This window comes from Proteiniphilum sp. LBM24028 (genome assembly GCF_056629195.1).
On sequence record NZ_CM152817.1, the window covers coordinates 3,502,128 to 3,515,814 of the forward strand.

The 13,687-nt window shown below is 46.4% G+C and carries 6 protein-coding genes; 4 read left to right on the forward strand and 2 right to left on the reverse strand.

Annotated features, from left to right (window positions below; translation table 11 throughout):
• Positions 1–1,767, reverse strand: coding sequence for a RagB/SusD family nutrient uptake outer membrane protein (locus AC1HCU_RS13950; RefSeq protein WP_480366882.1), 1,767 nt, complete (start codon positions 1,765–1,767; stop codon positions 1–3).
• Positions 1,768–1,786: 19 nt separating this feature from the next.
• Positions 1,787–4,978: a SusC/RagA family TonB-linked outer membrane protein gene (locus AC1HCU_RS13955; protein ID WP_480366884.1), complete on the reverse strand. Its 3,192-nt coding sequence runs from the start codon at positions 4,976–4,978 to the stop codon at positions 1,787–1,789.
• A gap of 306 nt (positions 4,979–5,284) precedes the next feature.
• On the opposite strand from AC1HCU_RS13955, the gene AC1HCU_RS13960 reads away from it, so the two are divergent.
• The 4 genes from AC1HCU_RS13960 (at position 5,285) to AC1HCU_RS13975 (ending at position 13,662) form a co-directional block, all read left to right on the forward strand.
• Complete coding sequence (locus AC1HCU_RS13960) at positions 5,285–9,712, forward strand: hybrid sensor histidine kinase/response regulator transcription factor (RefSeq protein ID WP_480366886.1); 4,428 nt, start codon at positions 5,285–5,287, stop codon at positions 9,710–9,712.
• A 341-nt stretch (positions 9,713–10,053) separates the two neighbouring features.
• Entirely contained in the window at positions 10,054–11,460 is a 1,407-nt protein-coding gene (uxaC, locus tag AC1HCU_RS13965) for a glucuronate isomerase (RefSeq protein WP_480366888.1), read from the forward strand.
• Positions 11,461–11,471: 11 nt separating this feature from the next.
• Positions 11,472–12,719, forward strand: coding sequence for a tagaturonate epimerase family protein (locus AC1HCU_RS13970; protein ID WP_480366890.1), 1,248 nt, complete (start codon positions 11,472–11,474; stop codon positions 12,717–12,719).
• Between the two features lie 130 nt (positions 12,720–12,849).
• A complete protein-coding gene (locus AC1HCU_RS13975) occupies positions 12,850–13,662 on the forward strand; it encodes an SDR family oxidoreductase (protein WP_480366891.1) in 813 nt (270 codons plus the stop codon).
• The last annotated feature ends 25 nt before the right edge of the window (positions 13,663–13,687 follow it).

The following is a 13,687-nucleotide window of genomic DNA, read 5'->3' on the forward strand; positions in this document are numbered from 1 at the left end:
TTAGTTCGTTAATTGTCCGTTACTGCTATCGATAAATGTTTGCCAGATGGGCCAATACTGGTTCTGATCCGGATTCTTCTGGTAGAGGGAATTGATCAGTTCCGGTGTCAGATCGCCCGCGTCGAACCAGGTGGTACTTCCCTCGTAGCCGAGGCTTGCACCGACCTCATCGCTGTCGCCGTGGTTCAGGCCGTAGATAATCAGTGTTTCCTTGTCGTCTGCCGTCTTGAAATAGAGTTTTGTTGGCAAGTCTGCATAAGGCCCTACACGGCTAATCAGTTGCGTCATCTTCAGTTTCGCTTCATCCAGTTTGGTCTTAAGCAGGTTCCAGCGAATCAGGTCTGCCTTGCGGAGGCTCTCGCCCGCAAACTCCAGGGCTCGTTGATCAACGATTGCGTTGAAGAATGACTCTTTGCTGGCGGCTGCCTGGCCCATGTAGGCGGTCACCTTCGCCGCCGGGAGTGCCCTGTCGAGGATAGGCTTCAGATAGGGTGCTGCGGCTGCGGAACCTTCCAGCTCGTTAATCGCTTCAGCAGCCATCAGGTAAATATCGGCCAGTCGCATATACTGCCAGTTGATGCCGTCGTCGTTGGTGGAGGTTACACGGCGGCTCATCCATTCGTAGCGTAGCTTGCCGAAGCACCAGTTGTCGATGCTCCTGAGCTGCTGGTGGCTCGGGTTGGCGTTGGACCACTCATAGGGTACACAGGTCACATCGCGCCGCAGGTCCTCCACATCGTAGTCGTAGAAAAGATAGGGCAAAGGGCCGTTGGTACCACCTTTGTTTTGTGCAGTATACTGGTCAACCGCTCTGTGTTGCACACCCAGCGTAAAAAGTACGCGTCCTCGTCCGGCGGAAAAGGGTATCTCCCAGAGTGATTCCCTGCCGGCGGTCACATTATCCTGACAGAGCAGCCGGAAGTTCTGTTCGAATGATCCCAGTGTGTTGGAACCCTTTTGGATCACCTCGAGAGTTTTATCTTTTGCCAGAGTGTACATCTTGTCAACACTCAGCTCGGGGTCTGTGCTGCGACGTACCCCGTCAGTCCGCTGCGAGAAGCCTCCGGCGTAGAGGGCGATGCGTGCTATCAGGCCCTTTACGAATGCTTTGTTTACCCGTTCGGTGCTGGAGGTGATGTCGGTTTCGTTGGGCCATGCCACCAGTTCTTCCGCCTCATCCAGGTCGGCTAGCAGCTGCTTATAAATGACGTCACGGTCGGTTCGCGGTAGATAAAGCGTCTCGGTGGTGATAGGCTCAAAGCGTGCCGGCACATCACCCCACGCTTTCACCAGATCGAGGTAGATTACTGCCCGCAAGGTGAGTGCCTCGCCCAGCAGCTGAGCCATCCTGGGATTTTCATCTACTTTTCCGTATTTACGGAGCCCTTCAATGGCCTTGTTGGCTCGCTCGATGCCTTCGTAGAATTTAGCCCATGCGTTATTGTCGGTGTTCATCTGCGTGTTACCGGGCGAGGCGGCATAGGTGGCCAGTTCATACTTGCCTGCGTCATTCAGTTGGGTGGGATTGATACCGTTGATCCATTCCACATCGCTGTTGATGCCATAATAGGGGAGATATCGTCCGCGGTAGGAGTTGGTCTCCCCGAACGACTGGTGTATACCCATTACTGCTCCTTCTGCCAATGCTTCAATGGAGAGGACGACAGAGCCTTCGGCAGCCGACTGGGAGGGTGCATCCAGATCACACGAACTGAAGAATAGCCCGCATGTGAGTAGCATCAGTGTGATATTTTTTGTTATTTTCATATTGATCATCTTTTGAGGGTTAAAAATTCAGGTTCACGCCAAATACCAGTTGGCGGCTTTTCGGATAGGCGGAATAATCGACACCCGGCGAGAGGTTGGTTCTCCTTACCGTCGACACTTCCGGGTCATAACCGGAGTAGTTAGTCCAGATGGCTACATTGTAACCTGTGACATAGAGGCGTAGGCTTTCAATTCTGGCCTTGTTGACAAGACTTTTCGGGAGAGTATAGCCCAGCGTAAGAGTATTCAAACGCAGAAAGCTGCCATCTTCCACCGCCCAGTCACTGAAGATCATGCGGGAGGTAAGTGGTGACCATAGCGTGGTATTGGCATTCATGGTGGCCAGTTCGTCGGGATTGTTGCTGATGGTACCATCCTCCCGCAAATTGGTCCAGCGTTTACCCGGCTCCATGGTGGTGATCATATTGCGATATTGGTATTTTCCAGTATGTGAAAATTCTATCTTGTTCGCGTTGTAGATATCGTTCCCATAGCTCCAGTTGAAAGCAGCAGCGAGATCGAAGCCGTAGAAGGTGGAGTTAAGGGTGAACCCGCCAGTATGTACCGGATTGGCATCCCCGATGATTTCCCGGTCTTCCACATCGATGATCCCATTTCCGTCGAAATCCTTCAGTTTCATTGATCCCGGACGGATGGTGCCCACCACACCGGAGGCGTCGGCCACTCCTTCCTGGAGGTTCCATCGGTTGTTGGATTCGCTGTATCCGGTAAAGTCATCCACTTCGTAGCGACCGTCGGAACGATAGCCGTACATCTGGCCCACAGCACCGCCTCTGGCGATCCAGTAGTCGTACCCGATCTCGGAGGATGCCCAGTAGGTCTCATAGCCAAAGTCATTCATGATTCCCAGGCTCTGTATCCTGGTCTTGTTGAAGCCAATGTTACCATTGAAGCTGAGGGTGAAATTCTTCCTGTTTACAGCATACCAGTTGAGGGTGGTTTCGATCCCCTGATTCTGGTTTTCACCCATATTGCGGTATTGTGTGTCGTAACCGGTGCCTGCTACGGGGAACTCGATCAGCAGGTCGCTGGTGCTGTTGCGATAGATTTCCACCGTTCCGCTCAGGCGTCCACCCAGAAGGGTGAAGTCGATTCCCAAGTTGCGGGTGATGGTAGTTTCCCATTTCAAATCGGGGTTGGCCATCACTTTGGAGGGTGCCCAGTAGCTGGAGAAGCCGTTAATCCAGGAAGTGGCTTTCGACTCGAACATCTGTACAAGCTGACCGGGGGGGATATTGTTGTTACCGGCAGTACCGAAGCTGGTACGCAGCTTCAGGTCGTCCAGCCATCCCTTGGCACCTTCCATGAAGGGTTCGGAGGAGAGTCGCCAGGCAGCGGCGGCCGAGGGGAAGTAACCCCATCGGTTTTCCTTGCTGAACTTGGAGGAGGCATCAGCACGATAGGTTGCGCTGAGCAGGTATTTTCCCTGATAATCGTAGTTGAGGCGGCCAAAGTAGGAGAGCAGCTTGTCATCTTCGTTATAGTAGTTGTCGATGGTAAAGGGCATACCCTGCGAGGAGAGACGCCAGGCATCCTTGGCGGGAAAGGTGGTGGGAAAGCCGTGTACTTCATCGGTGAGGGTAGTTCCTTTGCGGATGATGTATTCGTGACCTGCCATTATGTTCAGATTGTGATCTTCGGCAAGCAGTTTTTTAAAATCATAATTGATCGTGTTGGTGTTTCTTAACGTTTGCTGCTCCCTGTTTACAAGGCGGATAGCTGGTTTGCCCTGGTTGTCGACAGAGGGATAGTTTTTGATATAATAGGTGGACAAGCCCCAGTAGCGCTGATCGCCATCGTCCTGCCGGTCCATACCCATCTCGGAACGCAGTTTCAGATTGTCGATCACCTCCCAGGTGACGCTGCCTGCCATGTTGAGTCGTTTTTGTGTCTTCTCGCGTGCGTTGTCGCTGATGGAGACGAGCGGATTGTAGAGGTTGCCCAGATCATCGTCGGCACTACCGGCAGAGGCATCGAGGTTTTTTAAAGGTATGGGGGTGTAGATCACCGAGTATTTGAGCCTCTTATCAGTATCAAGCGTACTGGATGCATCGTTCGCACCTCCGCCGTCGATCTTTGTATCGGTGTAGCGCACCGAAAAGTCGAGTGTAATTTGGTCCGTAGTCTTGTTGTTCAGTTTAAGACTCAGGCTGTTGCGCCGGTAGTCGGAATCTTCCATGATCGCCTTGTCGGAGAGATGGGAAAAGTTGAAGGCGTAGGTCATCCTGTCACTCCCGCCATTGAGGCTCAGGCTGTGGTTCATGGAGCTACCCGGACGACCGAAGGTGAGATCCTGCCAATCGTTGTAAGGTATATTTCGATAGAGGTCCAGATCCTGATAGTTGCCGAAGAATGAGTTATAGTTATCAATGGCGTCGTTACCTTTGAGTGCCGCCAGTTCATACTGCCAGGATGCATAGTCGTAGGGTGAGAGCACATCGAGTGTTTTGGCAATTTTCTTCACGCCGAAGTAGGCGTTGTAGCTCATCCGTAGCTTGCCGGCCTTTCCCGACTTGGTGGTGACGATCACTACTCCGTTGGCACCCCGTGACCCGTAGATGGCTGTGGAGGAAGCATCTTTTAGTACGTCGATAGACTCGATGTCGGTGGGTGGGATATCGGTGATTGTACTCACAGGGAAACCATCCACAAGGAAGAGGGGGTCATTACTCTGCGTGATGGATCCGCCACCGCGTACGCGGATACGCATCTCGGCATCAGGTGAACCCTCCGTGGTGAGCACCTGTACACCGGCCATCTTACCGGTAATTGCCTCCACGGCGGAGGCTACCGGCACGGCCGTCAGTGTTTCGGCATTTACTGAAGATACCGAACCGGTGAGGTCTCTTCTGCGTTGCGTACCGTAACCGACAACGACTACTTCGTCGAGACTCGAGACATCTTCTTCCATGGTAATATTGACCACGTTGCCGGTAATACCTACTTCAGCCTCTTTCATGCCGATGTAGGAAATGTGGAGTGTTGTTGCCGAGGCAGGTGCTGAAAGAGTATAGTTCCCGTCGATATCTGTGGCGGCACCATTAGCAGTCCCTTTCACCATCACATTGGCGCCAATGATCGGTTCGCCATATATATCCTTTACAGTTCCACGAATAATTCTTTCCTGAGCCGTTAAGCTCAAAGAAAAAATAAGGAAAAGCAGTATGCCGAAAGACACTTTCTTTTTCATTTGATATTCATTCATTTCATTCATGTTATTTAAGTTAAAAAAAAGAGACAAAGGTTTATAAAGCTTCATGGCTTCAATTGCAATATTAATGCATATAGATGAAAACAAAGGAGATAAATTGGTTTTTATAGGGTGTTGAATTGTTATATCTTAAATAATATTGGAAAAGGACCAAAATAAAACATATATTTGTAAGAGAGAAATCCATGGTACAGGATATGTTTCCAGTACGTCGTTCACGTATATTTGTGCTGTTTGTTTGCTTCGGAATCGACCATTGTATTTTGTGATCATAATATCTGTTTAGTGAAAATAAAATTTTACATATTTGTTTTTTTCATTTTTAAACTCCTCTATGGCGTCCAGCAATTGATGTCTCAGCCCGAAGCTTACTTCGTACATTATGGAGCTGAAAATGGCCTTCCCCAACACACTGTCACCGATATCCTGCAAGACAAAAAGGGTTTTATGTGGTTTAGTACATGGGATGGTTTGAGTAAATTCGATGGATATACATTCACCACTTATCACCTGCCTTTCAGTAATATGGTCGAATCCAAAAGCAGTAGGATTGATAACCTGTATGAGGATAGGTATCACAATATCTGGATCCTTTCCTACGATAATCAGGCGTTTCGATTTGATGTTGAAACTGCCACTTTCTTGGGGACAAGCGCATTAGCGGCATGTAAGGGACGCACATTCTCAGCCAGTCAGATTGTTCCCGTGGAGAGTGGTGTCGTATGGCTTTTATCGGAGAAGCACGGATGTATTTCCATCAAGGACTCCCTTTTGAATGCAGAGGTATATCATACTGCGAACCATAATTTAACCGATAACTATGTCCATGCCATCCACGAAGACAAAGACCGTAATTCCTGGATATTAACCCAGGAAGGGTTGACGATGCTCCCTGCTGATGGGGGCGGGTCTGTTTTTTATTTTCATCCTTTATCCAGGGGCAAATTCACGGGAAAGGCACCTTTTTTCTGTGTCATGGAGCTCGACGATGTAATTTGGTTCGGTTCCGGAAAAGGGATGATTTGGAAGTACGATTTGAAAGGAGGTACCTTTACTCAACTCTCCACCGGTATTTTCTCCGATATTATTTCAATACTCGAGATCTCTTCTGAGAAAGTACTCATCCTGTCGAACCAGGGTGGATTTGTTATATACAACATGCACGACGGGAGTATGGAGTTGTACAATAATAGGACGTCTCCCGGCATAAAGTTCAACGTAATCTTTAACGGCTATATTGATCGCTCAAAGAACATATGGCTGGAGACCGATCAACTTGGTGTCTCAAAGTTCAATCCCTATACCCGGCAATATATCCATTTTACACCCTTTATAGAAAGTAGTGTGTCGAGCGTATTTCCTCCCAACTTTTTTATTTTCGAAGATAACAACGATCGTCTGTGGGTACATCCAAGAGGAGGGGGGTTTTCGATCTACGACAGAATCAACGATCGTTTAACGCCGTTTTACAATGAACCCTTCTCCCAACATTGGCTTTTTTCCAATATGATGCATTCTGCCTATTCAGACAGACAGGGTAATTTATGGATGTGCACACGTTCCAACGGGTTGGAAAAGGTGATTTTTTACGATGATTCCAAATTTAAATCGATACCACTTCATGCCAACGTCAACTCCACTGTCAGCAACGATGTACGTCCTATATTCGAAGATTCGCAGCATAATATTTGGGTAGCGACGAAAGACGGGATTTTACATATATATGATGCGGAAATGAAAGAAAAAGGCATTCTGAATAACCGGGGAGAGATCGGAAATGGAACACCTTTGGAAGGAATAGCGTACAGCATCACCGAAGATGCAGCCAGGGACATATGGATCGGGACCAAGGGAGAAGGTGTTTACAAACTGACAAGGAAAGATAACGGAAACAGCTTTGATATACTTCATTATAAAAATAGAGCCGATGATAAATACTCTTTGAGCGACGACAACGTCTATTCAATTTTCGAAGATAAAAACGGAAATATATGGATCGGGACCTACGGTGGAGGACTGAACCTGATACTTCGCGAAGGGGATGATAGAAAAGTTCTCCATTACTACAATGATCTTGGAAACTATCCTTTTGTCCTAGGTGACCGGGTGAGGATTATCGCAGGTGACAGGTCAGGGAATATCTGTGTGGGGACCACCCTCGGTTTTATGATGTTTGATGCCAATTTCAGCTCTCCTCGAGAGATCGATTTTAAGATTTACTCAAGGAATAATACCGATGAACATTCCATTGGCGCAAACGATATCATCGATATTTGTACCACGCAATCCGGAGAAACATATATAGGTACATTCGGTGGAGGGATAAGCAAGATAAAGGAAACGGATCAAAACGGTTTTCCAATTACGTTTGAGACATACGACTCATCAGACGGATTGCCTTCTAACATCATTCTGTCTATCGGTGAAGATAAAAGGGGAGACCTGTGGATAGGCAGCGAAGGGGGACTCACCAAGTTCAACCGGGAGAAGCAGACTTTTGAAAACTTCAGCGAAATAAAACGAATGATGAAGAGGTACAATTTTTCCGAAAATTCGAGTTGTTGTCTGAGCGGGGGGAGGATGCTGTTCGGCTATTCGCATGGAATACTTATGTTTGATCCTGAGAATGTGAAAAATAATACTTTTAATCCCTATCTTGCACTGGTGCAGTTCAGGCTGTTCAACCGTATCCTGCCCATCTCCGCCGAAGGGCCGTTGTATAAAAGTATCGACTTGATTGATCGCCTGCAGTTAAAGCATAATCAGAATTTCCTGAGTATTGAGTTTGCCGCTCTTGATTATACAGATCCGGAAAATATTCTGTATGCCTATAAACTTGATGGTTTCGATAAGGAGTGGATCTATTCCGGTAATCAGCGCATTGCAAACTATACCAATCTGTCACGGGGAAAATACCTTTTCCGGGTAAAATCGACCAACAGCGATGGTGTATGGACTAATAACGAACGGACACTTGCCATAGAGGTGTTTCCTCCTTTCTGGGCCACGGGCTGGGCGTATCTCATTTATGCGCTGTTGACGATATTGGTCTTGTATATTATCTTCAGGATATTGCACGCTTTTTACAGGATGCGTAACAAGATCGTATGGGAGAAACAGGAGTCGGAGATCAAGACCCGTTTTTTCACCAATATATCGCACGAGATACGCACACCGCTAACCATGATTGTCTCTCCAATTGAAAATCTGATACAGAGTAAATCAACTCCCGAGGCGGTTCAAAAACAGCTTATACTTGTTTCCAAAAATACGAAACGGCTGTTAAACATGGTAAATCAAATTCTTGATTTTCAAAAGATGGAACAATCCCCACTCACAGTTAGTAAGATCGCAATAGGTCCATTCGTGGAAAATCTGTATGAGAATTATACAAACAATGCGAATCTGAAAAAAATAGACTATCGTTTTGAAAACAGGGTGGGAGACCAGTTGATATGGGTAGATGCCGAAGCGCTAGAAAAAATTGTGGTGAATCTTCTTTCCAATGCGTTCAAGTATACACCTCCGGGAAAATTGATCTGTGTGACATTGTCCCATGTTAACGATGAAGTTGCCTTGCAGGTGAGGGATACCGGTATCGGCATCAATAAAGAAAGAATGGGGAGGTTGTTTCGGCGTTTTGAGTCTTTCAACGAAGATCCAAGTAAGCCAAGTACCGGCATCGGATTATCCATCGTAAAGGAAATGGCCGAGAAGCATCGTGCCAGGATAGAAGTGGAAAGCGAAGAGAATAGGGGCAGCAGGTTTACCGTGTTCTTCAAGAAAGGGATATCGCATTTTGGTACTGACGTGACCATTGACGATACTTTCAGAGCGGTAACGATAGACGAGATGCAAAGAGAAGATCTTAATGAACAGACCCCTCTCCTTCTCGCGGAGGAGATCAGTGGGCACCCTACAGTACTGCTGGTAGAGGACGACGACGATCTAAGGCAGTTTATCCGGTCCATTCTTGAAGATGAATATGAGGTGCATGAAGCGTCGAATGGAAAAGAGGGATTTGAAAAGGCTCTGGATCTTATTCCCGATTTTATTGTCAGTGATATCATGATGCCGGAAGTAGACGGGATTGAGCTGCTCGAAAAGGTACGAACTAATATTCATACCAGTCATATTCTCTTTCTGCTGCTCACGGCAAAAACAACCCTCGATAGCAAACTGGAGGGTTTTGGACAAGGAGCGGATGAGTACATTACCAAGCCTTTCAGCGTCTCTTATTTCAAGGCGAGGGTCAAAAATCTGTTACAACGTCGAAGCGAATTACAGCGTTATTACAGAGACAGAACAAACTCTTCGCCTGTTGTCATGTCTCGGGCAAGTCAGACCACAGACGTCCCTTTCAACGAAAAAGACCTAGCCTTTATCCGGACCGTAAACGAATTTATTGAATCGCGTCTGGGTAACAGTGATTTTGTGATTGAAGATATGGCGGTGGAAATGGGAATGAGTCGTACCGTTTTTTTTAAAAAAATGAAAGGTCTCACAGGACTTGCTCCTATTGAATATGTGCGCGACGTGTTGATGCAGCATGCATCAGAATTGCTGGCGAAGGGCGGCTATGCGATCAAAGAGGTGTCGTATATGGTGGGAATGAACGATGCCAAATATTTCACCAAGTGTTTCAAGAAAAAGTTTAATATGACCCCTAGCGAATATAAAAGTTTCTACAGCAGAGAGAAGATCGTCAAATGAAACGAATCTGGGTGTGGATGCCGTGGAAAAGGGAAGATTCTCGGTGAAAGAACCGGCCGGCTGTGTTCGATCACAGTTGATCAATTAATGAATGTTTCGTTGTCCGCACCGGAAAGATATACGACGTATAATTTTTGTATCCACCTGAAAATAGCCTATGATCAGGCTAGTAGTTATAAATTCTTTAAAAATTACAGGCGTGGTGGGTTGTAAATTAAATTTTCAAGGCATTGCTCAAAATTAAATAAAATGTCTAACTTTGGATTCTAAACTGGTCTGATAGCAAGTGCGTGCTCGAGAACAACAAATTATAAACGAATTAATTTTAAAATATATATCCTATGAAGAGTTTTATTCATAAAGATTTCTTGCTACAAACCGATGCTGCAAGAGAGCTGTATCATGATCATGCGGAAAAACAGCCCATTATCGATTACCATTGTCATTTAAATCCGGCGTATATCGCGAAGGATCATACATTTGATAACCTGGGCCAGTTGTGGCTGGAGGGCGATCATTACAAGTGGCGTGCCATGCGTACCAACGGGGTTGAGGAAAGGTACTGTACAGGAAAGGATACCTCCGACTGGGAAAAGTTTGAAAAATGGGCCGAAACGGTTCCTTACACCATGAGAAATCCATTATACCACTGGACTCATCTGGAGTTGAAAAGGACTTTTGGAGTGGATAAGCTTCTGAATCCCGATGTGGCCAGGGAGATATATGATGCATGTACGGAAAAACTTCGTACCCCGGAATATTCCGCCCGGGGGTTGATGAGAAAATTCAATGTGCAGGTAGTTTGTACCACGGATGACCCGGCAGACACCCTGGAGCATCATCTTGCATTGAAAAAAGAGGGCTTTGAGATAAAAGTACTTCCTACATGGCGTCCGGATAAAGCCATGGCAGTGGAAAATCCGGAAGAGTACCGGACATATTTGGAAAAATTATCGGAAGTATCCGGTATTACAATCAGCAAGTACAGTGATCTGATTGGTGCGCTCCGTAACCGTCATGACTTTTTTGCGAGTGCGGGATGCAAATTGTCTGATCACGGTATTGAGGAGTTCTACGCAGAACCATATACAGAAACAGAGATTGCTCAAATTTTCAATAAAGTATATGGTGGCAATAAACTGACAAAAGAGGAGATATTGAAATTTAAATCGTCCATGTTGCACGAAGGCGCGTTGATGGATTGGGAAAAGGGGTGGACGCAGCAGTTCCATTATGGTGCTATCCGGAACAACAATACGCGACTGTTTAAACAGCTGGGGCCGGATACAGGGTTCGACTCCATCGGTGATTTTACCGTCGCAAAAGCAATGAGCCGTTTCCTCGATCAACTCGACAAAGACAACAAGCTGGCAAAAACCATTATCTATAATCTTAATCCCCGCGACAATGATCTCATAGCAACCATGATCGGAAACTTTCAGGATGGATCGGTGGCAGGGAAAATACAGTTCGGGTCGGGTTGGTGGTTCCTCGATCAAAAAAACGGTATGGAGGCACAAATGAACTCACTCTCCAATCTGGGGCTTCTGAGCCGGTTTGTGGGAATGCTTACCGACTCGCGCAGCTTTGTTTCTTACCCGAGACATGAATATTTCCGTCGTATCTTGTGTAATCTCATTGGCAATGATATAGAGAACGGGTTGTTGCCTGCTTCGGAAATGAATTTCCTTGGGAAAATGGTGGAAGACATATCCTACAGGAATGCGAAAAACTTTTTTAATTTTTAAATACAGATATAATGAAACTAGGAAAATACAGTATTGGCGTGGGTGACCGTTTCGCTCATCAGGGAAAAGCTCAGTTGAAAGCTATCATGAGGGCAAACGAGAAGGGGTTGAATATTAGCCCTGTATGGAATAAGTCAAACCGGGAACACATCTATGTGGGAACAGAACCCGCCGACACACGCAATGAAGCCGATGAGGCTGTGAAGGCACTGGGTTTTACAGGCTCTTACTTTGTAGATGCAGATCATATTAACCTGAATACAGTAGCCAAATATGTGGCTGTGTCAGATTTTTTCACGCTCGATGTTGCTTCATTTATTGGCAAAGAAAGCAGCAAGGAGGAAGTAGATACTTTTGTAACTTCATGTAAAGAATATTTGGGAGAACTCCGGATTCCGGGAATGGAAAAACCGTTACATGTCACCTCAGCCTTGTTGACCGAAATTGCCGGCAAATTTCTGGCAGCCACACAGCATGCATCAGAGATATATGGCTATCTGAAAAAAGAGAAGGGTGAAGGCAATTTTATTACCGAGGTTTCCATGGATGAGGTTGAGTCACCCCAGACACCCATCGAGATGCTTTTCATCTTGAAAATGCTGGCCGATAAAGGTGTCCCTGTGCAGACGATTGCTCCCAAATTTACCGGACGATTCAATAAGGGCGTGGATTATGTGGGTAATCTGGATCAGTTTGCCAAAGAGTTTGAAGAGGATGTACTGGTGATTGATTTTGCCGTGAAGGAGTTTGGGCTGCCCGAAGAATTGAAACTGAGTGTTCATTCGGGGAGCGATAAGTTTTCTATCTATCCGATTATGGCGGAGGTTATCCGGAAATACGACAAAGGGCTGCATCTCAAAACTGCCGGTACAACCTGGCTGGAGGAAGTAATCGGTTTGGCTGTAGCAGGCGGCGAAGGCCTGGAGTTGGCAAAGAAGATTTATGAAAACTCCTATAATAGGCAGAAAGAGCTATGCGCTCCCTATGCCGATGTGATTGATATCGACGATTCTGAACTTCCTTCCGTAGAAGAGGTAAATGGATGGTCAAGTGAAAAATTTGCGAACACACTTCGTCATATTCCGGGGCATGCCGATTATAATTCCAATTTCCGCCAGTTGATTCACGTAGCTTATAAGGTGGCAGCCGAGATGGGAATGGACTATACCGATCTGTTGATAAAATATGCCGATGTCATCGGATCGTGTGTGGAGGAGAATATTTACGACAGACACTTACGAAGACTATTTTCGATTTAATAACAATGGATGGTGCTGATAAGTTTCCGTGCCAATTTCTCGTTTTTAGAAGGAACTTTCACGTGATTCGATACTAACAAGCCGGACAATTGACTTATATTTGTCAGCATCAACCACTAAAAAAAATATTATGTACGATTTTTTTGATATCAGAGGAAAAGTAATCGCCATCACAGGAGGTACTGGCGTTTTGGGCAGGTCGATGGTTGAATACCTGGCTGCTCATGGGGCTCATGTGGCTGTAATGGCCCGCAATCTTGAAAAAGGTAATCAGTTAATCAGGAAAGTGAAGGATGAAGGAGGAGAGGCCATGTTCCTGCAGACAGATGTCACGGATGAAACCGTATTAAAACAAAATGCCAGGGATATTGCAGAAAAATATGGCACCATTGATGTGTTGATCAACGGTGCAGGAGGCAATATGCCGGGAGCGACCATCGGTCCGAACAACAATATTTTTGACCTGAAGATGGATGATTTCCGCAAGGTCGTTGATCTGAACCTGATGGGAACCGTCATGCCTACGGTTGTTTTTGCCGAATATATGGTAAAAGCGAAAAAAGGAAATATCGTGAACATCTCTTCCGCCTCTGCCTTACGCCCGCTCACACGGGTGGCCGGCTACGGAGCTGCCAAGGCTGCAGTAACCAATTTTACCAAATATATGGCCGGCGAGTTGGCTACCAAGTTTGGTGAGAATTTTCGTGTGAATGCCTTGTGTCCCGGATTTTTTATCACGGAGCAAAACCGGACACTACTCACCAATCCGGATGGATCTTATTCCGATCGTGGAAACACCATCATCGCTCATACTCCATTCCGCCGTTTCGGTGTGCCTGAAGATTTGTTGGGAACACTTCACTATTTGGTCAGCGATGCTTCCAAATTTGTCACAGGAACGGTGGCAATTGTAGATGGCGGCTTCGATGCTTTCAGTATTTAATGTTGTGTAATCAGTTATCAGTAAA

Coding starts and splice junctions, on each gene's coding strand:
- AC1HCU_RS13970 (WP_480366890.1), top strand. CDS start 11,472: ATGAAACTAGGAAAATACAGTATTGGCGTGGGTGACCGTTTCGCTCAT.
- AC1HCU_RS13975 (WP_480366891.1), top strand. CDS start 12,850: ATGTACGATTTTTTTGATATCAGAGGAAAAGTAATCGCCATCACAGGA.
- AC1HCU_RS13950 (WP_480366882.1), bottom strand. CDS start 1,767: ATGAAAATAACAAAAAATATCACACTGATGCTACTCACATGCGGGCTA.
- AC1HCU_RS13955 (WP_480366884.1), bottom strand. CDS start 4,978: ATGAAAAAGAAAGTGTCTTTCGGCATACTGCTTTTCCTTATTTTTTCT.
- uxaC (WP_480366888.1), top strand. CDS start 10,054: ATGAAGAGTTTTATTCATAAAGATTTCTTGCTACAAACCGATGCTGCA.